Origin of the sequence: Pseudomonas syringae (assembly GCF_023278085.1) — a bacterium.
GTDB classification, from domain to species: Bacteria; Pseudomonadota; Gammaproteobacteria; order Pseudomonadales; family Pseudomonadaceae; genus Aquipseudomonas; species Aquipseudomonas syringae_Q.
In genome coordinates this window covers 3,270,329-3,294,406 of the sequence record NZ_CP066265.1, presented here as the reverse complement: position 1 = coordinate 3,294,406, position 24,078 = coordinate 3,270,329, and the positions used below count along the sequence as shown (strand labels likewise).

Annotated in this window: 21 protein-coding genes and 1 pseudogene; 7 read left to right on the top strand and 15 right to left on the bottom strand. The window is 59.7% G+C overall.

Going from position 1 to position 24,078, the window contains the following annotated elements; all coding sequences use genetic code 11:
* The first annotated feature begins 124 nt into the window (after positions 1 to 124).
* Positions 125 to 1,201 carry a 4-hydroxyphenylpyruvate dioxygenase gene (hppD, locus tag I9H07_RS14605; RefSeq protein ID WP_024675138.1) on the top strand — a complete coding sequence of 359 codons (1,077 nt, stop codon included), beginning with the start codon at positions 125 to 127 and terminating at the stop codon, positions 1,199 to 1,201.
* Between the two features lie 56 nt (positions 1,202 to 1,257).
* Here the strand turns inward: hppD and I9H07_RS14600 are convergent, their stop codons facing one another.
* Positions 1,258 to 3,456 (bottom strand): putative bifunctional diguanylate cyclase/phosphodiesterase, encoded by a 2,199-nt coding sequence (locus I9H07_RS14600; RefSeq protein ID WP_024675137.1) that lies wholly within the window; start codon positions 3,454 to 3,456, stop codon positions 1,258 to 1,260.
* The gene (locus I9H07_RS14595; RefSeq protein WP_236424312.1) at positions 3,453 to 3,746 is read right to left on the bottom strand and encodes a hypothetical protein; all 294 of its coding nucleotides are present in this window, start codon (positions 3,744 to 3,746) and stop codon (positions 3,453 to 3,455) included. Before I9H07_RS14595 ends, I9H07_RS14600 begins: the two co-directional genes overlap by 4 nt.
* A gap of 33 nt (positions 3,747 to 3,779) precedes the next feature.
* On the opposite strand from I9H07_RS14595, the gene I9H07_RS14590 reads away from it, so the two are divergent.
* The gene (locus I9H07_RS14590; protein ID WP_058825044.1) at positions 3,780 to 5,336 is read left to right on the top strand and encodes a sensor domain-containing diguanylate cyclase; all 1,557 of its coding nucleotides are present in this window, start codon (positions 3,780 to 3,782) and stop codon (positions 5,334 to 5,336) included.
* 92 nt (positions 5,337 to 5,428) lie between these two features.
* Here the strand turns inward: I9H07_RS14590 and I9H07_RS14585 are convergent, their stop codons facing one another.
* A complete protein-coding gene (locus I9H07_RS14585) occupies positions 5,429 to 6,217 on the bottom strand; it encodes an IclR family transcriptional regulator (protein ID WP_024675134.1) in 789 nt (262 codons plus the stop codon).
* A gap of 139 nt (positions 6,218 to 6,356) precedes the next feature.
* On the opposite strand from I9H07_RS14585, the gene hmgA reads away from it, so the two are divergent.
* Positions 6,357 to 7,661, top strand: coding sequence for a homogentisate 1,2-dioxygenase (gene hmgA / locus I9H07_RS14580; protein ID WP_236424314.1), 1,305 nt, complete (start codon positions 6,357 to 6,359; stop codon positions 7,659 to 7,661).
* The gene (fahA, locus tag I9H07_RS14575; protein ID WP_058391875.1) at positions 7,661 to 8,956 is read left to right on the top strand and encodes a fumarylacetoacetase; all 1,296 of its coding nucleotides are present in this window, start codon (positions 7,661 to 7,663) and stop codon (positions 8,954 to 8,956) included. The genes hmgA and fahA overlap by 1 nt, the downstream gene beginning before the upstream one ends.
* A gap of 18 nt (positions 8,957 to 8,974) precedes the next feature.
* Here the strand turns inward: fahA and I9H07_RS14570 are convergent, their stop codons facing one another.
* Complete coding sequence (locus tag I9H07_RS14570; protein ID WP_024675131.1) at positions 8,975 to 9,589, bottom strand: TetR/AcrR family transcriptional regulator; 615 nt, start codon at positions 9,587 to 9,589, stop codon at positions 8,975 to 8,977.
* 195 nt (positions 9,590 to 9,784) lie between these two features.
* On the opposite strand from I9H07_RS14570, the gene I9H07_RS14565 reads away from it, so the two are divergent.
* Together I9H07_RS14565 and I9H07_RS14560 are read left to right on the top strand one after the other, a co-directional pair.
* Complete coding sequence (locus tag I9H07_RS14565) at positions 9,785 to 10,876, top strand: MBL fold metallo-hydrolase (protein ID WP_236424316.1); 1,092 nt, start codon at positions 9,785 to 9,787, stop codon at positions 10,874 to 10,876.
* 94 nt (positions 10,877 to 10,970) lie between these two features.
* Positions 10,971 to 11,906: a LysR family transcriptional regulator gene (locus I9H07_RS14560; RefSeq protein WP_236424318.1), complete on the top strand. Its 936-nt coding sequence runs from the start codon at positions 10,971 to 10,973 to the stop codon at positions 11,904 to 11,906.
* Between the two features lie 78 nt (positions 11,907 to 11,984).
* Here I9H07_RS14560 and I9H07_RS14555 read toward each other — a convergent pair whose 3' ends face one another.
* The 6 genes and pseudogenes from I9H07_RS14555 to I9H07_RS14530 all read right to left on the bottom strand — a co-directional run bounded on the left by I9H07_RS14555 (position 11,985) and on the right by I9H07_RS14530 (position 17,080).
* On the bottom strand, positions 11,985 to 12,128 hold the full coding sequence (locus tag I9H07_RS14555; protein ID WP_236424320.1) for a hypothetical protein: 144 nt from the start codon (positions 12,126 to 12,128) through the stop codon (positions 11,985 to 11,987).
* A 119-nt stretch (positions 12,129 to 12,247) separates the two neighbouring features.
* The gene (locus I9H07_RS14550; protein WP_024675128.1) at positions 12,248 to 12,925 is read right to left on the bottom strand and encodes a type 1 glutamine amidotransferase domain-containing protein; all 678 of its coding nucleotides are present in this window, start codon (positions 12,923 to 12,925) and stop codon (positions 12,248 to 12,250) included.
* Positions 12,926 to 13,090: 165 nt separating this feature from the next.
* Positions 13,091 to 14,308: an aldose 1-epimerase family protein gene (locus I9H07_RS14545; protein WP_236424322.1), complete on the bottom strand. Its 1,218-nt coding sequence runs from the start codon at positions 14,306 to 14,308 to the stop codon at positions 13,091 to 13,093.
* 211 nt (positions 14,309 to 14,519) lie between these two features.
* Complete coding sequence (locus I9H07_RS14540) at positions 14,520 to 14,849, bottom strand: DUF7693 family protein (protein WP_236424324.1); 330 nt, start codon at positions 14,847 to 14,849, stop codon at positions 14,520 to 14,522.
* A gap of 86 nt (positions 14,850 to 14,935) precedes the next feature.
* Complete coding sequence (locus tag I9H07_RS14535) at positions 14,936 to 15,853, bottom strand: EthD domain-containing protein (RefSeq protein ID WP_236424326.1); 918 nt, start codon at positions 15,851 to 15,853, stop codon at positions 14,936 to 14,938.
* A 50-nt stretch (positions 15,854 to 15,903) separates the two neighbouring features.
* A pseudogene (locus I9H07_RS14530) lies at positions 15,904 to 17,080 on the bottom strand (TDT family transporter).
* Between the two features lie 122 nt (positions 17,081 to 17,202).
* Between I9H07_RS14530 and I9H07_RS14525 the strand changes: the two are divergent.
* On the top strand, positions 17,203 to 18,156 hold the full coding sequence (locus tag I9H07_RS14525) for a LysR family transcriptional regulator (protein ID WP_236423503.1): 954 nt from the start codon (positions 17,203 to 17,205) through the stop codon (positions 18,154 to 18,156).
* Here I9H07_RS14525 and I9H07_RS14520 read toward each other — a convergent pair.
* The 5 genes from I9H07_RS14520 to I9H07_RS14500 are packed head-to-tail and all read right to left on the bottom strand — an operon-like array spanning position 18,090 to position 24,077.
* Positions 18,090 to 19,505 carry a lipid II flippase MurJ gene (locus I9H07_RS14520; RefSeq protein WP_236423501.1) on the bottom strand — a complete coding sequence of 472 codons (1,416 nt, stop codon included), beginning with the start codon at positions 19,503 to 19,505 and terminating at the stop codon, positions 18,090 to 18,092. The genes I9H07_RS14525 and I9H07_RS14520 overlap by 67 nt on opposite strands.
* Positions 19,506 to 19,520: 15 nt before the next feature.
* Positions 19,521 to 20,342, bottom strand: a complete 822-nt coding sequence (locus I9H07_RS14515; RefSeq protein WP_058391884.1) for an acyltransferase — start codon at positions 20,340 to 20,342, stop codon at positions 19,521 to 19,523.
* On the bottom strand, positions 20,339 to 21,769 hold the full coding sequence (locus tag I9H07_RS14510) for an O-antigen ligase family protein (RefSeq protein WP_058391885.1): 1,431 nt from the start codon (positions 21,767 to 21,769) through the stop codon (positions 20,339 to 20,341). The genes I9H07_RS14515 and I9H07_RS14510 overlap by 4 nt, the downstream gene beginning before the upstream one ends.
* Positions 21,769 to 22,869, bottom strand: a complete 1,101-nt coding sequence (locus tag I9H07_RS14505) for a glycosyltransferase family 4 protein (protein ID WP_024675119.1) — start codon at positions 22,867 to 22,869, stop codon at positions 21,769 to 21,771. Before I9H07_RS14505 ends, I9H07_RS14510 begins: the two co-directional genes overlap by 1 nt.
* On the bottom strand, positions 22,860 to 24,077 hold the full coding sequence (locus tag I9H07_RS14500; protein WP_236533848.1) for a glycosyltransferase family 4 protein: 1,218 nt from the start codon (positions 24,075 to 24,077) through the stop codon (positions 22,860 to 22,862). The genes I9H07_RS14505 and I9H07_RS14500 overlap by 10 nt, the downstream gene beginning before the upstream one ends.
* Position 24,078: the final 1 nt, after the last annotated feature.

Sequence of the window (24,078 nt, the reverse complement as noted above, 5' to 3'; positions counted from 1 at the left end):
TCTTGGTCTGCAACTGATTTTCGGTGATTTTCTCGCGCGCAGCGTGCGAGGGATTCCGTGTGCGCCGCCCGCAGGACAGTGATGCGTTGTTTGTTCACCCTCACTTTCCTGCAAGGAGCCAGTCATGGCTGATCTCTACGAAAATCCTATGGGCCTGATGGGCTTTGAATTCATCGAGTTCGCATCACCGACCCCCAATTCCCTTGAGCCTGTGTTCGAGATGATGGGCTTTACCAAGGTCGCGACTCACCGCTCCAAAGATGTGACGTTGTACCGCCAGGGCGCGATCAACCTGATCCTCAACAACGAACCGCACAGCCTGGCCTCCTACTTTGCCGCTGAGCACGGTCCATCAGTGTGCGGCATGGCGTTTCGCGTCAAGGACGCCCAGCAGGCCTACAACCGGGCGCTGGAACTGGGCGCGCAACCGCTGGAAATCGCTACCGGGCCCATGGAATTGCGCCTGCCAGCGATCAAGGGCATCGGTGGCGCGCCGTTGTACCTGATCGACCGGTTCGGCGAAGGCACGTCGATCTATGACATTGACTTCAATTTCATCGAAGGCGTGGACCGCCATCCGGTCGGTGCGGGCCTGAAATTCATCGATCACCTGACCCACAACGTGTATCGCGGTCGCATGGCCTACTGGGCGAACTTCTATGAAAAACTGTTCAACTTTCGTGAGCTGCGTTACTTCGACATCAAGGGCGAATACACCGGCCTGACGTCCAAGGCCATGAGCGCGCCGGATGGCATGATCCGCATCCCGCTGAACGAAGAATCATCGAAAGGCGCCGGGCAGATCGAAGAGTTCCTGATGCAGTTCAATGGTGAAGGCATTCAGCACGTCGCCTTCTTCACCGATGACCTGATCCAGACCTGGGACGCGCTGAAAGCCACCGGCATGCGCTTCATGACGGCACCGCCGGACACGTACTACGAAATGCTGCAAGGGCGTCTGCCTGATCACGGCGAGCCTGAAGCCGAACTCAAGTCACGCGGCATCCTGCTGGACGGCTCCTCGGAGGGCGGCGAACGTCGACTGCTGTTGCAGATATTCTCCGCCACCCTGATGGGGCCGGTGTTCTTCGAATTCATTCAGCGCAAGGGCGACGACGGCTTCGGCGAAGGCAACTTCAAGGCACTGTTCGAATCCATCGAACGCGACCAGATCCAGCGCGGTGTATTGACACCGGATTGAGCGGCGGTGACGGCGCACTAGAGGTTTTAAAAGAGCCTGCTCACGCGGGCTCTGCGTTATTGATGATCCAGCACACCCGATAGTTGCTCATGGCTCGAGATATAACGCGCAGTGAATTCATGAGCCGTCATAGGACGACCATACAGATAGCCTTGGGCCTCATCGCACAAGTAATGCCGCATCAAATTTTCCTGCTCGCGGGTTTCGATGCCTTCTGCAGTGACTTGCAGGTTAAAGCCGGCCGCCAGCCTGATAACAGCCTCGATGATGACTTCGTCTTTTTTGCTGCGTTCGACGCCACTGACAAACGAGCGGTCAATCTTCAGGCGGGTGACCGGATAGTCTTTCAGAAGGCTCAAGGACGCATAGCCCGTACCAAAATCATCGAACGCAATGCCTACACCCAATGAGCGAAGGTGGCGCAGGGGCTCCATGATTCGCTGCTCGTTTCGCAAAATGGTGTTTTCTGTAATTTCCAGTTCGAGTGAGCAGGCGGGCAAAGAAAAGTCGTTAAGCGCACTTTCAACCATTTCAGCAAAGTCGCGCATGCGAAACTGAGCGGCGAACAAATTGACGCCGATCCTGAACCCGTTACAGCCGTTGTTTCGCCATTGAGCTGCCTGCTCACAGGCTGAACGCAGTATCCATTCGCCCACCGGTATCGCGAGAAGGCCTGCTTCCAGAACAGGTAAAAACACCGCTGGGGACACGACGCCCAGTGTCGGATGGTTCCATCGTATAAGGGCCTCCGCCCCGGTAATAGCGCCATCGGCCAGTCGTATCTGGGGTTGGTAGTACAGCTCAAACTCGTTGTTCGCCCATGCCTGGCGCATTGATGAACTGAGCGCCCCTCTCTTTGACGCTGTCTGTCGATGCTCGGCGGTGAACATACGCACCAGGGATCGCCCGTCAGACTTGGCTTGATAGAGCGCCAAATCCGCGTTGCCCAGCATTTGCTCCCCATCGTAGTCGGAGCCCGACCTTACGGACACGCCGATACTGGCCCCGATATAAATGGAGTTGTCTTCAAACTCTATGGGTTCCTCGATGACTGCAATGAGCGCCAGACCCAGCTCGATCGCTTTGGGCTGATCTGCGGTGTCTGCTATGAAGACTACAAATTCGTCGCCACCCAGACGGGCGACCATATGAAGCGTCGGCACGTGTTCGCGAAGACGATTTGATGTCACTTTGAGGACAAAATCCCCCGCAGCATGGCCCAGCGTGTCGTTGACATCCTTGAAACCATCCAGGTCTATCAGAAGAATTACCGCTGATATTTGTGCGTCACACGCCTCCTTGATCCGCCTTTTGAGTGTTGATCGATTGGCGAGGCCCGTCAGATGATCGTATTCAGCCGCGTGCTTCAGCAGTTTGTCTGCCGCGACCCGTTGAGTGACGTCACGAATGATCGCCCCGAATTGTGGCTCGCCAGCAGCACTCCATTGCGAAAGCGATAGTTCGATGGGTATTTTATGGCCGTCGCGATGTATGGCCGTCAGGTTGACGGATTTTCCAATGATGCTGGCCGGGCCGCCGGCGACCACCCTCGAGAAACCTGCATTGTGTCGGGAGCGCATCTCTGGCGGAATAATGATGTCGAGCGGCTTTCCCACTGCGTCTTCGGATGTATGCCCGAAAATAAGCTCGGCTGCCTGATTCCATGAGGTGATTTGATTTTTGCTGTTTGAGCAGATAATGGCATCAGGTGAAGTCGCCGTGATGTTCATGAACCGGGTATGACTGTCCTCATTCTCGAGCTGGAGCCGACGCAACTCCATTTTTTCAATGACCATGACGGCCAGGTCCTGAAGAACACGCTGGTCACGGTCCGGGAATATCGCTCGGGGCTTATTGTCGATCACGCATAGGCTGCCCAAAACATGACCGGTGGCGGTGATCAGCGGCGCACCCGCGTAAAAGCGAATATGGGGCGCTCCGACAACCAGAGCGTTGGCGCTGAATCTGGCATCCTGCGACGCATCCGGTACCCAGAAAACGTTAGGGCTCATGAGCGCATAGTTACAAAACGAGACATCACGACCCGTTTCGCACACATCGAGGCCGACTCGTGCTTTGAAGAATTGTCGGTCGCGATGGACCAAAGAAACCAGCGCAATGGGTGCATCAAAAATGCGCGATGCCATTTGCACGATCTGATCGTATTCGTGCTCAGGTGGCGTATCCATCAACGCGAAAGCGTTCAACGTCTGAATGCGCTCTTCGTCGTTATCGCTTACTGGGTAAGTGCTCATTCGAGGTTATCGCTAAACGCTGACCGCACATAAAATGCGAAGCGATTGATCGGGATTGTCACTGCTTCAGCACCGATGAAAGTAAACTGCCAGCCTGCGCTTTTATCACGCAAAAAAAGGAAGTTTCGATACATCGCAACACCTCTCAGTAGCGTATCGGCAGCTATTTCAGACAGCTTAGAAACTGTATCGTCCAGAAAGCGGATACCTGTAAAAATCTCTTTCAGCCGAGAAACGTATGCGTCAAGCCCGGGTCCGGGCCTGGTGTCTGGAAGGTACGGAAACTGCATAGGCCGTCTTACCGCCAATTTGATGACAGCCCTATGACGCATCTCTCCTTTATGTCGACGAGGCTCACAGCCTCGGCGCTCACCAAAGCGTTGATTGGCTTCATCGTTCTGGTCTGTCTATCGTTGATTCTGGCTACCGCCTGGCAGATGAACCAGTCCAAACGTGAGCGCGTCGCCACCGCCAGAATTGCGGTTTCCAACATCGTTCTTGCCGCGGAGCAGCAAGCCCAGGACACGATAAAGCAGGCTGATAACACGTTGCGCGATCTTGTCGAGCGTGTTGAACATGACGGGGTCGCAGATGAGCAGCAAGCCCGATTGACGAAGCTGATGGCTCAAGACCTGGTGAACGTGAAAGCGCTTCAAGGGCTCTTTATCTACGATGCGCAGGGCAACTGGGTCGCCAACTCTTCCGCCAAGGGCATACAGACGAAAAACAATGACGATCGCGGGTACTTCATCTATCACCGCGATAACACGGATGAGTCCATCCACGTAGGGTCCATTGTGCAAAGCCGCAATACGGGAGACATGGTCATCCCGATCAGTCGGCGTATCAACGCTGCTGATGGCAGTTTTGCAGGCGTCGCCCTGGCTACGGTCCCCGTGGCGTATTTTCAAACGTTTTTCGAGCGCATGGATGTAGACGACAAGGGCGTCATCTTCCTCGCGCTGAACAATGGCGACCTGCTGGCCCGGCGACCTACATTGACCGCACTGATGACCACCAATGTGGCCAAGGGCGATATCTTCACGCGCTATCTGCCTTACAGCGATAGCGGTACGGCCACGATCAAGTCTGTGGTCGATGGCGTAGAAAGGATATATGCCTATCGGCGGGTGTCCGGATTACCCATCGTCGCCGCTGCTGGCGTCTCCTTCCAGCATGTGTTGGCGCCCTGGCAGGCTTATGCGCAACGGTCCATGACCATAACCGGCATCATTATTCTGGCCTTGGCGTTTTTGGGCGTCTTGTTATACCGGCAAATCCGGCAGTTGATCACTGCGGAAGGCGAACTGAACATCGCTAGAAACGAGCTGGAGATCATCGCTCACACTGACAGCTTGACGCATCTGGCCAATCGACGCGGCTTCGATGCTGCCTTGCAACAGGAGTGGGAACGAGCAAGCCGGGAGCACTCGACTATCGCAATCATCTTGTTGGATATTGACTGGTTCAAGCAATACAACGACATCTATGGCCATCTGCGAGGTGACGACTGCCTGAGGCAGGTAGCGGGGCTCATCGGCAGCAGTATCAACCGGGCCGGGCATATCGCAGCACGTTACGGCGGTGAGGAGTTCGTCATTCTGCTGCCTGAAACGGATTTGGCGGGGGCGCTGAGCGTCGCCGAAAAAGTCAAATCATCCATCTCGGACACTTGTATAGAACACTCCGCCAGCCCGCTGGGCAAACTGACGATCAGTTCGGGCGTGGTGGCGATCAACGCACCCGAGAAAGAGGGGTATACAGCCGCCCTGGAGGAAGCAGATCGACTCCTCTACTTCGCTAAAACCAGAGGTCGCAACCGGGTCGAGAGTCGATTGATTCATGATGTGCAGGGAGCGGGTCGTCTTGCCAAGGTATGACGCGTTATCCCGGATATTTGAGCGTGATGGACTTCTGCACCCAGGCATGTAACGCGCTGAGTGTGGCCATCAGTCGCTCACCTTTTACCGGATCAGGGACTTGTGCCACCGCCCATACGCCCGCTGATCGCCATCGCTGTTTCCAGAAGACGTCTGGCCGCCACGCTCTGCGCCGCGTCATTCAACACTGATCCCGGCCCGACCACCGTAATCACCCCCACCAGCTTGTCGCCCATGGCGAATAGGGGCGAGGACGCCGCGTTGATGCCCGGCATCAGCATGCCCTGAATCTGATGGACGCCGGTGCTGCGGATCTGCTCGATGTGGCGCTCGATTTCGCGCAGTCGAGCAGCATCCAGATGCGGCGTTTCCTGCTCGCGCAGTAGCGCCGTTTCGCGCTTGTCCAGAAAGCTGTCGAACACCAGCCCGGTAGACGAGCTGAGCAGCGGCAGCACCGAACCGATCTGCGTGACCAGCGTTACCGCGCCCCTCGACGGTTCGACGTACACCACCGTCGGGCCTTTGTTGCCCCACACGGCCAGGAAGCAGGTCTGGTTCAGTTCGTCGCGCAGGTTGGCCAGCCACGGCGCAGACACCTTCAGCACGTCCAGCTTGCCCAGCGATGCCAGCCCGACCTGCAACGCTTCTCGCCCCAGCCCGTAATGGTTGTTGACGGCATCCTGTTCGGCAAAGCCGCTGGCAATCAGCGCCTGCAGGTAACGGTGGACCTTGCTCGGTGGCATGCCCAGATGCTCGGCCAGTTTCGACAGCGAGGTGGAAGGCGACAATTCAGCCAGCGCCTTGAGCACGCCCAGGCCGGTTTCGGCAGCCTGAACCTTCTGCTGGCGCCCACCCGCAGGGCTTTCGGTTTCTTGGGTCATGGGAGCATCGCGCCGCTCTGGAAAGGCAGCTTTTATAGCTTGACCGGCTTTCAAACTCAAATTACGTTAATCGTAATCAATTTACGCAAAGTGACATTCCGCTAACCGCTGCGTGACCGAATAACAACAAGAGGTCCAGATGGCAATTCATTCCAGCGCCGACGTACTGGTTTACCAGTCCGGTTTCGGCAACCAGTTCAGCAGCGAAGCCCTGCCAGGCGCTTTGCCGGTGGGTCAGAACTCGCCGCAAAGGCATTCGCTGGGCCTGTACGCCGAGCAATTCTCGGGAACCGCCTTTACTGTGACGCGTAGCGAAGCCCGACGCAGTTGGCTGTACCGGATCAAGCCCTCCGCAGCCCATCCGCGCTATCAACGCATGGACCGGCAGATCGTCGGCCGCGCTCAAGGCCCGATCAACCCCAATCGCCTGCGCTGGAATGCCTTCGAGGTGCCGGCCGAACCCACCGACTTCATTGATGGCCTGATTTCTCTGGCCAGCACCTCGGCGGCGGATCAGGCTGATGGCGTCAGTGTGTACGTGTACGCAGCCAACACCTCGATGCAGCGCGCATTCTTCAGTGCCGATGGCGAATGGCTGATCGTGCCGCAGCAAGGGCGGCTGAGGATCATTACCGAACTGGGCCTGCTGGACATCGAGCCACTGGAAATAGCCGTGCTGCCGCGGGGTCTGAAATTCAGCGTGCAACTGCTTGATGGCGACGCACGCGGTTACCTCTGCGAGAACCACGGCTGTGCCTTGCGCCTGCCTGAACTCGGGCCGATCGGCAGCAACGGGCTGGCCAACCCGCGTGATTTCCTGACCCCGGTGGCCTGGTTCGAAGAACGCGACGAGCCGCTGCAACTGGTGCAGAAATTCCTCGGCGAACTGTGGGCGACGCAACTGGAACATTCGCCGTTCGACGTGGTGGGCTGGCATGGCAACAATGTGCCGTACAAATACGATCTGCGGCGTTTCAATACCCTCGGCACAGTCAGCTACGATCACCCGGACCCGTCGATCTTCACCGTGCTGACCTCGCCAGGTGTCTTCCACGGGCAGGCCAACATCGATTTCGTGATCTTCCCGCCGCGCTGGATGGTGGCAGAGAACACTTTCCGGCCGCCGTGGTTTCATCGCAACCAGATGAACGAGTTCATGGGCCTGATCGATGGCGCCTACGATGCCAAGGCCGAAGGCTTCATGCCAGGCGGCGCGTCGCTGCACAACTGCATGAGCGCCCATGGCCCGGATAACGTCACCGCGGAAAAAGCCATCGCTGCGGACCTGAAACCCCACAAAATCGAAAACACCATGGCCTTCATGTTCGAAACCGGCAAAGTTTTGCGCCCCAGTCGGCATGCGCTGGACTGCCCGCAACTGCAAGCCGATTACGATGCCTGCTGGAATGGCATGGCCAGAACGTTCAACAAGGAACCGTTTTGATGAACAGCGCTTCGAATCGTCGTAGTTGGGTCGCGTCAGCCAACGGTCATGCTGATTTTCCGCTACAGAATCTGCCGCTGGGAGTATTCAGCCACAAGGGCTCCGAGCCGTGCGGCGGTGTGGCGATTGGTGATTTGATTGTGGATCTGCGCGCGGCTTTGCGAGGTGGCTTTTTTCACGGGCCAGCCGCGCACGCTGCCGACGTCGCGAGCCGCGATCAACTCAATGACTTCTTCGCGCTCGGCGCTGCTACGCGGCGGATTCTGCGCTCGGCGCTGCTGCAATTGCTCGATGAAGACAGCCCGCAACGCGCAGCCTTGCAGGCTGTATCGAACGTGCTGCTGCCGATGAACGAATGCACGTTGCACATGCCGGCGCGGGTCGGCGACTACACCGATTTCTATGTTGGCATTCACCACGCGCTGAACGTCGGCAAACTGTTCCGTCCGGATAATCCGCTGCTGCCTAACTACAAGTTCGTGCCCGTCGGCTATCACGGCCGGGCGTCTACCTTGTGCGCCTCCGGTACGCCGATTAAACGGCCCAACGGCCAGACCCTCGCGCCAGGTCAGCAAGTGCCTGAATTCGGCCCTTGCAAACGGCTGGATTACGAACTGGAACTGGGCGTCTGGATTGGCCCTGGCAATACGCAAGGCGACGCCATCGGCATTGATCGCGCCGCCGAGCATATCGCCGGGTTCTGCCTGCTCAACGACTGGTCGGCACGCGACATACAAGCCTGGGAATACCAGCCGTTGGGGCCGTTTCTGTCCAAGAGCTTTGCGACCACTATTTCGCCCTGGGTGGTGACCGCCGAAGCCCTCGAACCGTTTCGCAGCCCCCAGCCGCCGCGACCTGAAGGTGATCCGCAGCCGCTGGCGTATCTGCTGGATCAGAACGATCAGCAGAATGGTGCGCTGGATATCGAGCTGGAGGTCTTGCTGCTCACTGAGCAGATGAAAGCTCAGGGGCAGGTGCCACATCGATTGGGGCTGAGCAATTCACTGCACATGTACTGGACCGTCGCGCAGATGGTTGCGCATCACAGCGTCAACGGTTGCAAGCTGCAACCGGGTGATCTGCTGGGCACCGGCACCTTGTCCGGCCCGCAACCGGGTCAGTTCGGCAGCCTGCTGGAGATGACCGAAGGTGGCAAACAGGTGCTTACGTTGCCAGGCGGTGAGCAGCGAACGTTTCTGCAAAGTGGTGACGAAGTGATCCTGCGTGCCCGTTGTCATCGAGAAGGGCAGGTGTCCATAGGTTTTGGCGAGTGCCGAGGCACAGTGCTGGGTTGAACGAGCGCATCTGCCGAGTCAACGAGTGACTTCATACCAGCCGAGGAACATGTTCAGGGCCGACTCGACAACGTTGCTTTGCTCTTCGGGGGTAAGCAATGGTGCGTTGAACGTGACCTGTGGCCAGAATGCGAATGACTTGAGCAGCGCGTGCATCTGCGTCGCGGCAAAGCCGGGATCGACAGGCTTCAGACGACTGTCCTTCTGCGCGGCGCGAATCCAGGCGCTGAAGGTTTCTTCGCGTTCATTGATGCGGGCCATCCACACCTGCGCGCGCTCGGGCGAATGGATGGTGGCACCGACCACGACCCGTGCCAGATCAACGAAACTGCTGTTGGTGAGGTTACGCATCTTGCCCCACAGCAAGTCCCGCAATTGCTCGCGCAGGCTGGCGTCTGCGTGATAGATCACTTCCGATTGCGGCGGGGCGCAGCTCCACAGGCGCTGGAGCATTTCCGCGAACAGCTCTTCCTTGCTCGGGAAATGGTTATAGACCGTCCGCTTCGAAACCTCGGCCCGCGCCGCAATGCGGTCCATACTGGTGATCTCGAAGCCACGGTCACCGAATTCGGCAATGGCTGCCAGAACAATGGCTTCGCGTTTCTGATCGGTAAGGCGCATGGGTGCGGTCATAGGTTCGCTTCAAACGTGCGTTTAGAGAAAGTTACACTCGACAGTTTACTTGTCGCCGAGGATCATGCAAGCTTAAAACTACACCGTGTAGTGTAAAACACTGTTACATATTTTTCAGCGGACGTCCTGCAACGGGATTCACGTACAAAGTATGCACGGCTGGAGCCTTAACCTGTCCTCAGGAGTCAGCAAACCATGGCCTCGATCCATCAGAAAAAGGATGTCTCTGCACTGCCTGTCCTGTCTCGGCACGAGGGGCGCTACCGCAATCATGCGCCTGTAAAGCCGCTGGGTTTTTTCCGCACGCTCGGTATCTTCTGGAACCAGACCTTCAACAAACCCAAGGACACGCGCCCGGCAGGCGAGATTCCGGTGCAGCCGCTGTCGCGCCAGCAATTGCTCGCGGCGCCGAATAACACGGTGTATCGCCTTGGGCATTCGACGGTGCTGCTGAAGCTGCGCGACCGCTTCTGGATCACCGACCCGGTATTTGCCGAGCGCGCTTCGCCCGTGCAGTGGGCGGGGCCGCAGCGCTTTCACCAGCCGCCGATCAGCCTGGAAGACCTGCCGCCGATTACCGGGGTGATTCTTTCGCACAACCATTACGACCACCTGGACCGCATGGCGATCAAGGCCCTGACCGACAAGACCGAGCACTTCCTGGCGCCGCTGGGCGTGGGCGACACGCTGATCGAGTGGGGTGTGCCTGCGTACAAGGTCCGGCAACTCGACTGGTGGCAGTCCACCGTGGTTGAAGGCATCGAGTTTGTCGCCACGCCATCCCAGCATTTTTCCGGTCGCACGTTGCTCGACAGTAACCGCACCTTGTGGGCGTCCTGGGTGATTGTCGATGCTGACCAGCGTATCTTTTTCAGTGGTGACACCGGTTATTTCGACGGTTTCAAGACCATTGGCGAGCAATACGGACCGTTCGATCTGACCCTGATGGAGACCGGCGCCTACAACGTCGAATGGCCGCAGGTACACATGCAGCCCGAGCAAACCTTGCAGGCGCACCTGGACCTGCGCGGCCGCTGGCTGTTGCCGATCCACAACGGTACGTTCGACCTGGCGATGCATGCCTGGCACGAGCCGTTCGACCGGATTCTGGCACTGGCCTGGGAGCAGAACGTGTCGATCACCACGCCGATGATGGGGCAGCCGTTCTATGTGCAATTCCCGTGTCGCGGCATGACCTGGTGGCTGGGTGTCGATGAGGCCATTGAGCCCGATGCAAAGCGTGCAGACAAGGTCAGGTCTTGCAGCGAACGCCGCCAGAATGCCTGAAATAGCCAGCGAAGAGGGCTGCCTGATTGCATTTTGATGCTATCTTGCTCACGCAGATCTGATCGTCCGGTCGCAGCACCCGCGAGATGCCTCGATGCTCAACAGTAATGCCTTGAGAAAGCTGGACATGCAGGACCTGATGGTCTTTGTCTCGGTGTATGAACAACGCAATCTGACCCTGGTCGCAGATGCGTTGCATGTCAGCCAGTCGACGGTCAGTTACTGCCTGAAAAAGCTGCGCGCCAATTTCGAAGATGACCTGTTCATCAGTACCCGCAACGGCATGCGCCCGACCCGCAAGGCGTTGGCCATGCACGATCATGTGCAGCTGATCCTGCAGACCGTCAATCTATGCCATGACGGCCTGAAGCTGTTCGACCCCACGCGCAGGCCAACCACTTTCAACGTCTGTGCGCCCGAGTATTTCGAGCTGCTGGTATTACCTCACCTGATGCGCGACTTCATTGCGGCAGGTTTCGCAGTGACAGTCAATGTGCAGAAACTGGACAGGCAACTGCCAGTCGAGCAGCTCAACGATGGCCGCATCGATCTTGTCCTGTGTCTGGGGCCAGGTTTTCACCACATGCCTGAAAGCCTGTTTTCGCAAGTCCTGCTGGAAGACGACCTGGTCTGCGTGATGGACACTCGGTTCGCGCCCCAGAGTGCGTTGATCGACACGGCAACCTTCGTCGAGCGACGCCATGTGTACCCAAGGCCGTGGATATCCGACAGCAACATGGTCGAGGGCTGGTTGCATCGCCAGGGGCTGGAGCGGCAAATCGTCGCTCGCGCCGATAGCTACCGCGCGGCGTTGCAGCTGCTGGAAGGCACTGATTTCATGCTTGTGCTGCCACGACGTATCCAGACGCTGCTGGGCAATGAGCCTTGGATTTCGGTTTTCGAGCTGCCGCCGGACTTGCCGGGTTTCAGTCTGGACATGGTCTGGAGCGGGCAGGCTGACCAGGAAGAGGCCAGCGCCTGGCTGCGTGAGCAGATCGTCAAGGTGTGTGCAGAGCGCGGTCTGCTCTGAGTCGTGCCAGGCGCTCGCCGCTGTACACATTCTGACTGACCCTCGTGCCAATGCGCTGAGCGCCGTTTTTCGAGCCTGTCAGGACTTGTCTTTCTGCGGGTCGGGGGAGGTTGCAGGTCGCGCCTGTTCACCTTGCTGATTGAGCGCTTTGTTCTTCTCGCCCACTTTGCCGGCGTTTTCCGGTTTGTGATCGAGGTCTTCGCGTTGGGATTCATCTTTCATGACTGTTCTCCAGATGGACGGGCTATCTGGATATTGGGCTGTGGCGGATCAGCAAGATTCGATTTATATGACGCGCGGTCCGGTGCGGTGTTGTCAGGCACCGAACCACGCAAACCGCATCAGCCAAGCAAGGTCAGCACGTCTTTGGCTGCCTGGGCAGAGCTGGCCGGGTTTTGCCCGGTGACCAGCTTGCCGTCGGTCAGCACGTAAACGCTCCAGTCATCACCCTTGGAGTAATCGCCTCCCAGTTCCTTGAGTGCGTCTTCCACCAGAAAAGGTACGACGTCGGTCAGGCCGACGGCTTCTTCTTCGCTGTTGGTGAAGCCAGTGACACGGCGACCTTTGACCAGTGGCTCGCCATTCTGTGCTTTGACTTTACGCAGCACGCCGGGTGCATGGCACACCAGACCGTGTGGCTTGTCTGCCGCCGCGAAAGCTTCTATCAGGGCAATCGAGTGCTTGTCTTCGGCCAGGTCCCACAGCGGGCCGTGGCCGCCTGGATAGAACACGGCATCGAAATCGGCGGCGTTGACGTCAGCCAGACGGCCGGTAGTGGCCAGCACTTTCTTGGCATCGGCGTCTTTGGCGAAACGCTCGGTCTCAGGTGTCTGTGCGTCAGGCTCATCACTTTTCGGGTCAAGCGGTGGTTGACCGCCAGCAGGCGAAACCAGCGTGACCTCGGCACCGGCATCCTTGAACACGTAGTACGGTGCAGCAAACTCTTCGAGCCAGAAACCGGTTTTCTTGCCGGTATCGCCCAGTTGGTCATGGGAAGTCAAAACCATCAGGATTTTCATATTCATGCTCGTCTTTGAAGGGTTGAGAGGGTGTAGACAGGCGAGAGTCGCAAGTGTTGGGTAAATTTTTCAGCCTCAACGAATCAAGGCCGGATTTCGACGTAATGGCTTGCGTCGAAATCCGGCCTTGCTTCAGAAGCGTTGCTGAAAAGCCTCAGGTAACCCTTATTGCTCTTTGGTCAGGTCCACCAGCGGTTCCTTGCGGACTTCGGTCTCGCGCCCGTCCTGAATCGTCTTGATCTGCCCAAGTGCCTTGTCGACTGCACCTTTATCGGCCAGCAGGCTGTAGCTGATCTGGAACTGACGCTGCTCTTTCGGCGCAATGGTCGGCACCAGATTCAGCGGGCGCTGGAAGCGGCGGTTGTAGGAGAAACTGGTGCCTGGCTCCAGCCCGGTCACGTAGCCCTGGCCTTTGGTGTCAGTGTTTTTCCACAGCGAGAACACTGGCAACTGTTTTGTATTGAAACCGACGGACACACCCAGACTGCCGGCCTTGTTGTGCAGCACGGTCAGCGTGTCACCCTTGGCATCGCCATACGGCACGACGTTGTAGACCGTCTCGTCGTAATCCGGGGTCGGTGCGCGGTAGGTCTGCCAATCGCCCAGATCACCCTTGGCGTTCTCGTTGAACGGCGACACCTGCTTGACCGGCGCCTCGAAGCGCGCGCCTTGTTCCAGGAACGGTGTGCTGAAATTGCTGTGGTACAGCGCCTGGTATTCCTTCGGATAGTCGCCGTTGTTGGTCAGCGTATCGTTGAGCGAGAAACTCGTGCTGCCAGGCTCGGTGACCAGTTCGGTCTGCACCGAAAAGTCGACTTTCTTGAATGCCTGTTCTTTCAGTTCGCCCTTGAGACGGATCGCATACGGCGGTTTTTCGTCGATCTGCAGCGTCACCTTGCTTGCCGGAATGTTGGCGGCGCGACCGTGCAAGGTCAGCAACTCGCCGTTGTCCATGCCCGGATGGCCGACCCATTCGTAGCCGCAGCGCGCGACCAGCTCATTGAAACCTTCCAGCCAACCCAGCCCGCCGCGCCCGTTGAGCTCGATGAACGCCGGGTTGACCACGTCCTTGACTGGCGAATCCCAGCCCATGCGCACATCGCCAACCGACGCCTGCAATACGTTCATGCCGCGCGTCGGCACCACCGACAGCTTCATCGTGCCATTGTCGATGTCGATAATGCTCACGCCTTCCTGCCGACCACCGTGCAACGTGCGCAGGGTGATGGTGAACGGCTTGTCTGTCTTGACGCCCAATTGCTGGCTGGTGATCTGCTGATTCTGGGCAGCCTTGTCGGTATCGAGCAGCACGTAATCCCAGGCAAAAACACTGGAAGCTGCAGTCAATGCGCCGAGGCCTACGAGCAGGGGAAGGGATTTCATGGCGGTGGTCCTTCAGAAATTATTGGAATTATGTTTTTGCAAGAATCGTTCAATCGTGGAGTTAAACGATTCAGCAATCGATTGAGTCTAGCCAAAATGCGGGCGGCTGTGGAGCGGTATTTCAGGGGGGGTGGTGGCGTTGCTCAAAGCGCGAATAAATTGCCCGAGACGACGCCTTCGCAAACAATGCGGATCGCCGCCCCGGTCGCTCCTACAGACGCCCGGCTCCCTTTAGCTCAATGTCTGATTCAACAGCCTCACGCAGCAATCGCTGGATCTGCGCAGCTTCCCAGCCACTGAGCAAGCTGACCGGGTCGGTGCGCAACCAGCTTTCCAACGAGCCCTTCCGGCCATCCGGGCAGAGGCAATACAGGCAGCGATTGGGGCTGTTCTCAGTGACTTCGAGCGTCAACAGCCAGCCGTCGATATCGACATTCTGCAGTCCGTCTTGCGGAGGCTGGCCGACACGCTGTAACGGCCGCGTGCCCATCGCTGCATCTCGCAGTTGCTGGTACACCTCACGAGTAGTCAGCGTTTCCATTGGCTTCACCTAACGCTCTGTTCTTCAACGGGGATACGCTCCGTACTCAGCTCAGCCCATAACCAGGTCAGGCTGGCAGGCGCGTGTCAGACCCCGGATTGCGCCCCAAACAGGCTTTCGATCTCGGGGCGGGTCTGGTTGATTGCGCCCAATTGACGGATCAACTGCGCCTGGCGGCTGCCGCGTATCCCTGCGGTGGTCATGATCGCGTCGCGCACATAGGTGTAGACACCACTGACACCAAACGGCGTTATATAGCGTACATGCTCGCTGATGCCTTCGGTGATCGTCTTGAACTGCTCGCTGGCATACCAGGTTCTGCGCGTCCAGGCCGATTCAAAGACCAGCTCCATCATGACCACATGCAGGCGGGATGCTTCGATTTCATGATTAACGTCCGGCGCAGGCGGGGCTGGCTGGGCGTTGTCGTAGGGCTCCGCGAGGTGCAGACGCAACTTGAGCACGGCATCGGAAGCGGCCATGTCGCGAGCGAGCTTTGCAACCGCTTCGCGTGCGGCAGGCAGGTTATCACTGGCAAGGTGCACGTGCAGGTGCATCTTGTCCTGCATGGCTGTTTCGTTGGGGATCGGATCAGGCAGGCGATCCACCAGCGTGCTGGAGCCATCCAGCACGTCGTAGGCGATGGTTTCCTCGAACATGTTCTGCTCGTCGGAAAACAGCAGCGAGCTGGCGTCCTTGAACTGCTTCTGGTCTTCGGCAGACAGAAAACCGATTTCCACACCGCCATCCAGCACGTAACCCGGCAAAGGCTTGACGCCTTCGATGACCGGCCACTGATGCGCATCCTTTTCTCGGGTCAGGTGATGCTGGACATACCAGCCCAGGCCTGGAAGCCTTGCGCACAACGGGCCGTGAACGTCGCGCCAGTAAGTGGCGAACAGCTCGTGCGGGACGCCATTCCTGCGCAGTACGGTGGTGTAAGAGTTGATAACGATGTTCTGGTCACGGGCGCCGTAATTGTCGGCAAGTGCTGAGGTATGCATGAATACTCTCTGTCCGGAAGGTGTCTGTCTCAGGCGCCTTGCTCTTCAACTTAGTTCAAGGCGATTGACCGACCGGCGCACACTCGTGCGGCAATGCAGGGCGAGACGAACAAGTGACCCCGCCAGGCACCCGCCACCGTATGCACCGCCACGATCGACCACATCACGGCCAGCAGCGCGACCAGTCCCACGCCGAAGACATCGAAGAAACCCAGGTGCAACGTGGCGCCGAGCTTGAGGGTTGCCAGCGCGTACACACCGAGCGGAAAGGTAAACGCCCACCAGCCCAGATTGAATGTCAGGCCCTGCCTGAAATAACGTGCGGTGATCAGCACGGCCAGCGCCATCCACCACAGGCCCAGCCCCCAGAAAAGTAGACCGACCACCACGCCGATGCCTGCCGCCACGCTGCCGACTGACGCCAGCCCATGCGCGGCAAAGATCGCCGGGGCGTCGCTGCCCATCACCAGCATGCCCAATGCGCCCGTACCAATCGGCCCGAGGGCCAGCCAGCTCGACGCCGCCATGCTTTCGTGCGGCAGTTTGTCGCAACACCAGACGCAACAGCAGGATCACCAGAATGCTCAGCGCCACCCGCACCGAATAGGCCCACAGCACATAGCTGGTGATCAGCACGGTGAACTGCGAGTCGGCAGCGGCAAGATGCGTTGTCAGCGACCCGCCACAAGCAGCGGCCACCTCCGCTGCGACCACGGGGAGCAGCCACACAGCGGTCATCTTTTCGATGCTGTGTTCCTGACGGGTGAACATCATGAACGGGATCAGCACACCGCACGCCATGGCCATCGCCACATCCAGCCACCACAACGCTTCGGCAACCGGCACCACGGCATCGCCCCAGCGCGCTGGCCCGAATACCAGCAGGCCGTTGATGAGGGTAGCCAGCCCCATCGGGATGGTGCCGAAGAACATCGAGACCGTTGAATGGCCGAATATCTGCCGGGCTTCGTCGAAGAACAATATCCAGCGGCTCGCATACATCACGCTGAACAGAACAAACAGCGCGATATTCAGAAACCACAGCGCCTCACCTGCGTCGCGCAAGAAGGCCAGATTCCCCGGCAGTTGCGCGAGAGCCAGCGACAGAATGCCGGTGCCCATGGTGACGGCGAACCAGTTGGGGGTGAATTGGCGAATGGCTTCGCGCGGGCTCGCCAGGGCGGCGAAGGGCGCATGGCGCGTGATGACAGTGGCGAAGCTGCTCATGAAGTTCTCCTGCGGGCGGCGGTGGAAGCTGTCAGCAGTTTAAAGATCGACAATGAATTCTCTAAACGGGTAATCTCGGTCTTTGTTACCTTATTTTCAGGTAGATATCACGGAGCTCACCCTTGAGGCTCAGTCTGCGTCAGCTACAGATTTTCTGTGCGATCACCCGCTTTGGCAGTACCACCAGCGCAGGCAACGCGCTGGCGCTGTCCCAGTCGGCAACCAGTGCGGCATTGAACGAACTGGAAAGCGCGCTGGGCACTCGCCTGTTCGACCGGGTGGGCAAGCGCCTGGTACTCAACGACAGCGGCCAGACCTTATTGCCGCGCGCCATGCAAATGCTGGAAAACGCGCAGCAGATCGAAGACAGCTTTCTGTTGCCCGACGCTGCGTTGAATGCCCGTTTGCGCATCGGCAGTAGCAGCACCATCGGCAATTACGAGTTGCCGTCGATTGTCGGCGCACTGCGCGCTTCGGCCCCCTTGCTGCGGGTGGACGTAGACATCGGCAACAGCGCACTGATCGCTCGCAAGGTTGCGCAGTTCGAGATCGACATGGGGCTGATCGAGGCGCCCTGTCACTTGCCGGAACTGATCGCCGAGCCATGGCGGGTCGATGAGATGGTCATTGTTGCTGGCAGCACTCATCCGCTGGCCCGCCAGAAACAGGTGTCACTGAGTGATTTGCAGAACGCCGAATGGCTGTTGCGCGAGCCGGGCTCGGGCACTCGTGAGGAAGTCGAGCACCTGCTGCTCAGGCACCTGCATGACCTGAAAGACATGCGTCAGATAGGCAGCTCCGAAGCGATAAAACGCACCCTGGCGCAGGGCATTGGCATCAGTTGCCTGTCCCGCCGGGTGGTGGCTGACTTGCTGGCGAGCGGGCAACTGCAGACGCTTGCCAGCCCGCTGCCGCCGCTGAATCGCCGCTTCTTCATGATTCGCCATCGCGACAAGTTCATCTCGCCGAGCCTGGAACGTTTCCGGGACACCTGTCGCCAGGCCGCCGATCAGACCGCCACGTTGCGCCAGGGCTTGAGCCACAGCGCCAGCCCGACCAGCAGCGTCGCACCGTAAGCGCAACTCAGCCCCAGTTGCAGCCAGGTGTTTTGCAGTGGATGCAGCAGCAGGGCAGCGATCACCATCAACAGGCTGGCCAGCAGCCAGTGACTGCGCCACGGCAGCACGCTCAACAGCGCCTGACGGCGCATCAGCAGCAGACCGGTGACCAGCGCGCCGCCGAGCGCGGCAATGGCGATGCCGGTCAGGCCGAACACAAAAGGCAGTGTCCCGAGTAGCAGTGCATTACACAGGCTGCCGATCAGCTCACAGTTGAGCGGCAGACGCGTGTCACCGGCGGCGTAGGCATAGCGTGCCAGCAACGCATTCCACGCGCCGAACATCAGCGGTACGGCAAACCACGCCAGCAGCCCCGGCAGCGGGCCATCGTGGGTCTGACCGGGCAACAGCAGGGTGACCAGCGCGCCCGCTGCACCGATCAGACCGGCGACGGCTGGCAAGGTCAACAAGGTGGCACTGCCCAGCCCGCGCCTCAGTAACGACAGGCGCTGATCGCCTGCGCTGCCGCTCATCAGCCCGAGCACTACCTGATTCAGACTCATCAGGGCGATCAGCGGCAGATTGATCAGCTTGCGCGCCAGGTTGACCCAGGTCACCGCGCCCTCACCGAGCAGCGAAGCGACCATTCGCTCAAGCAGTGCCAGGCCCTGACTGGCCAGATTACTGCTCAACAACGGCCCGATACGTTGCAACAGCTCGCGCACCGCACCGGCCTCCGATTGCCACTGCCAGGGTCGCCAGCCCGAGCGATACACGGCTGGCAACAAGACGGCCGGCATCAATACGCTGCCCAGCACGCAGGCGCTGGCCAGGCCGGTGGACGTGGACGCGTGGCCGAATACGGCGAGGTAGATCACCGGCGGCAGGTTGAATAACAGCGAGCCCAGGCCTGCCAGCACAAAGCGTGAACGGGCCTGCAACGGCACGCAAAACAGTGCATGCAGCAGGAAGCCCGGCGCGCTCCACGCCAGCCAGCGCAGACCACTGGCAGACTGCGCATAGCCATCTGCATCAAGCCCTGGCCCGATCAGACGCACCAGCCCATCGGCACCCATTGCCAGCAACAGACTCAAGCCCACGCCAACCAGCATCAGACGCGGCGCCATGCCGCCCAGCCAGCGCTGTTGCCGATCGGCAGAACGCTGCTGATACAGCGGCAAGGCGGCAGCACTGAGCAAACCCGCCGCCAGCGACATGCGCAGCGCTTCAGGCAAAAACATCGAGACCAGAAACGCATCGCTCTGGCTGCCTGCACCCCAGACCGCGACCAGCAGCCATTCACGGGCAAAACCGGCTGCCAGGCCGGTGAGGGTGGCCAGTGTCAGCCAAAGTGTCGAACCCAGCATCGCGCGCGCCGCTGATCAGTGGAACAAGGTGAACAGGCCTTTGCCGCCCACCTTGTAATTGAGGTGACGGGCGCGTTCACCTTTGACCTCGGCATTCGGGCCGCTGACGATGGTGTAGGGCGCGACGGGTTTGGACACCACGCTGTTGCCACCGACCACCGCGCCTTCACCGATGTCGGCGCCAAATGAGAGCAGGGCACGGCTGCAGATCCAGGCGTAATCGTGAATAAACACCGGCCCGCCGACGGCCCAGAATTCAGGCTCGTTGAGGTCGTGTCCACCCGCGATGATCAGCACGTGCGAGGCAATGGTGACGTGATCGCCGATCACCAGCCCGCCGCGGGCATCGAGCTGACAGTGCCAGCCCACCGTGGTGTCACTGCCGATGCGCAGGCTGTCGACGCCCAGCACTTCGGTGTTGCGCCAGACCGTCGAGCCCTTGCCGATCTTCGCCCCGCCAATGCGCAGCCACAGCAGGCGCAGGGTATGGCTCGGAATCTTGCAGATCAGGATGTTATAGGCCTGCTCCCAGACGCGCAGCATGCGGTCGCGCAGGGTCGGCCAGTTGATCCCGTACAAGGGGATCAGTGCGCCGAGGGTTTCGCTGGCCAACAGTTTGTAGAAGCGTCGCGCCAGCGGATGTTCGATTCGCGGCTCGATATTCAGGTAGCAGATGAACGACAGCGTGCGCTCCTTGATACGCGTCTCGAAACACACTTCGTTGTCCAGCATCCACTGGTAAGCCGCTTCCAGCTCTTCAAGCGGCACGGCCATCTTGCGTGCGTAATCAGGCAGCGCCTCTCGGAGGTTATGTGAGTGCAGCATGCGGTGTTTCATACGGAGGCTTCCAGCTCGGGTGAGGCAACGGAGTGTCTAGGGTTTTTTGCAGCATCGGTTTTTGCGGCCAGCGCGCGCAGGCGTCTGGTTTCATGCAGGCTGATGCCGACAAACAGCCAGAACAGCGCGGCCAGCACGCTGGTAAAACTGAAATAGTGATCGAACAGGCCGCTGAACAGGGCCGACAGCACGCCAATCATGCACCCCAACGCGATGGCGTTGTCCCGGGTCAGGACGATTCGCCCGGGTGCCGGGCGTACTTCCTTCCACCAACTGACGGTAACGGCGATGAACAGCAACATGCCGGGCAGGCCGATCTTGTAGATGAAGTTCAACCACAGGTTGGAGATACCGAATTGGGTATAGCCGACTACCGGCGGGTCGGTCTTGAAGCCGATGCCGAACGGGAACGTGGCCATGGCGTCCGGGAAGTGGCTGTACTCCAGGAAACGGATTGCCGTGCTGACGTCGTCATTGGTGAACAGCCCCATCAGCCGCTCTTGCAGCGGGGGATAGAACATCAACAGCAAGACACCGGCCACCATGCCGCCCATCAACAAGCGTCCGAGGTGCGGAACACGTCGGCGGGCCATCCACAGCATGACCGCCACCAGACTCACCAGTGCACCGCGTGAGCCGGTCAGCAACAGGCCGATGGCGCCCAGCGCGGCTACCGCAAGGCCCAGCCTGCGCGCCGATCCGCTGCGGGTCATGCCGAAGCAGAACGCCAGTGGCATCAGCATCGCCAGCGCACCGCCGGCCACGTTGGGGTGCATCCACGGCGAGCCCATGCGGCTGGAAAACGATTGCAGACTTTCGCTCAGGGTATCCGCGCCGCTGTACCCCAGGCTGCCAAGGATCGGGATGATGGCGGTCGCCGAGCCTTTGGTGACATAAATCGAAATCGACAGCAGGAGCATCAGCAGGGTCCCGCCGAGCAGGGCCATGACCACCTTTTCAAGGCTTTTGCGGTCGGTCAGCAGGCGCGGCACCAGAAACAGGATTGACAGGTTGAACAGCCAGCGAACCCAGTTGATCGGGCCGTTGCCCTCGGCGACCACGGTCAACTGGCCGACCAGAAACGGGAAGGCACTGAACAGCATCAGCGCCACCAGCAGTTTCTCGGTGCGCAGCATGCCTGGCACGCGAGGCTGTTCCTGAAACATCGCCTGCAACAGGTAACTGCCCCACGTCAGCATGATCAGCGCTTCGGAGACCGTGGTGCGAACGCCGATCTGCACGGTCGAGTAGGGCAGGAATGTACCGATCAGGCAGAACAGCAACAGGCCCCAGAGCGGACGACGAATCACCGTGGCCGCCGCCGCGAGGCCGACCGCGGCCAGCAGCACGAACGGTGCCGGCAGCAGCCAGATCATCACGCCGAACATCAGGCTGAACAGTAAGCCCAAAGGCATGGCCAGCGGCATCAGCGCAACTCCTCCAGCGCGTCGTGCACGCGTTTGCAAAAAGCGTCCAGGTGATAGCGCTCGGTCCAGTCGCGGGCGACGCCGGGATCATCTTCCGCTGCCTGCGACAGGGTGCCCATCAGGCGAATCAGGTTGCCGCTGTCGGTGGGCGAAAAACGCGGACTGTCGGGCGGTGCCACCTCATCCAGCGACGAACCTGTGGCGACCGCGACCGGTGTCCCGACATTGAGCGCCTCGATCACCGGCAAGCCGAAGCCTTCGCACCACGATGGCTGCCAGAGCCGCTCGGCATTGCGGTACACCGTGTGCAGTTCAGCATCGCTCAAGCCGGTCAGCACGTGCAGGCCCGGCAACTGCCGCTGGGCTTCGGTCAACGGCTCATCGCCACCCACCAGCACCAGCTCGGGGGTGTCGACAAACTGCATGCGTGCGGTCTGCCAGGCATCGACGAACCATTTGATGTTCTTGCGCGGCTCGCGTGTGCCCACGCACAGCCAATAGCGCTGAGGCAGGCGCAACTGGCTGATATCGGCCGGTTCACCAGTAAAGTTCTCTACCAGCAACGGTATGACGCGCAGCTTGTGCTTGATCTGCGGGAACAGTCGCGCGGCTTCATCTGCGGTGAATTGTGACGGCGTCCAGATCTGGTCGGCCACTTTCAACGACCACCTGATCGACAGGTAATCGGTCAACCGGTAGACCCGGGCCTTCAGGCGTGAGCCGTGATTGTTCTGCTGGGTGAGCTGGAACAGGTCATGCAGTTGTAATACGTAGCGCATTCCGGCCGGTTTGCGGCCCAGCGGCAGGCCCATATTGATGTTGGCGACGTAAATCTCGATCCCGGCATCGCGCAGCGCCTCCGGCAGGTAAGCGCCCTCGAAGCGCAGCCGGTCAGGCAGGCGATGCACCGAGTCCAGCGGCGCTGCCCAGCGCGGCGCATGCATCAGGCGACGCACCGGATGGTCATAAGGGGCCACGCCGAACAGTTGCAGCTGGACGTCCGGCTGTGCGCGAAAGGCCCGTTCAAGGGCGAAATTCTGGCGACCGATGCCGCTGATGGGATAACCGGCTGCAGCGCGGTAATCAAGTCCTATACGCATGAGCGCGATCCTTGCTTGGGGAGCGAAAAACGGGTGTAGATCACTTCCAGTTGAGCGGCCGAAACAGACCAGTCATGGCGGGTGCGCACGTCTATGCGGCCCGCCTCACCGATCTGATCGAGCCGGGCAGGTTTGTCGATGTATTCGACGATCAGCGTAGCCAGCCCGGAGGCTTCTTCGCTGCCCAGATAATGCTCGCCGTTGGTAACGAAGAGTCCGGAAACACCCTGCGCGGTAGTCACCACCGGCAGACCGGCAGCCATGGCTTCCAGGGTCTTGAGCTTGGAACCGCCGCCTTGGCGCAAGGGCGCGAAAAACATCGCGGCGGTGGCCTGCACGGTACGCAGGTCCGGGACAAAGCCCAGCCATTCGATACGCGGATCTGGCCAGCGCTCGCGCCAGGTGTCAGGCATGCCAAAACCGCCGATGGCAAAGCGCACCTCCGGCGCCTGCGCCCAGACCCTGGGCATGATGTCGTCCAGCGCCCACTCGACGGCGTCGATATTGGGGCCGTATTCGTAGTTGCCGATGAACAGCAGACGCTGGCTGCTGCGGTCGGCGTGAACGCTGGCGTAGTGGCCGCAATCGACGCTGTTGACCACGTAAGACGTTGCCCTGCCGCTCAGGCGTGAGAGCGCCTTGGCGTCGTCTTCGGTGACGGCAATCAGCTCGCTGCTCTGTTTGAATACGCGTTTCTCCCAGCGCCGGTAACGCCAGCGGTCATACACGGCGAACAGGCTGGCCCAGCGTGGCAGGCGGTCGTAACTGGCTGCACCCAGGTCTGATTCAACGTTGTGCTCGGTGAGCACGAACGGCTTGCCCGAGCGCTTGAGCGCGCGTTCGAAAGGCTGGAAGGAATAGGTGTGCTGCAACTGGATGATGTCCCAGTCTTCCTTGAGCAAGTCTTCGAAAACCTGCTCCAGTTGCGGCGCATAGCCGTTGACGCTGGCCAGCATAGGGGGCGATGCGAAGGCGACAGCCAGCAAAGTGCGCAGGCTGAGCAGCGGGCGTCGGTCGACCACGATCAGGCGTTCCAGCCAGGGCTCCAGCGCGGCGCGGCAACTGTCATCGAGTGGGGTCTTGGACTGCACCAGCAAGGTGATGTGATGCCCGCGCGCGGCCAGGTTGCGCAGCAAATGGTATTCCCGGGTCTTGCCGCCACTGGTGGTTGGCCAGGGCAGGTAGGGGATTGTCCATAGAATTCGCATG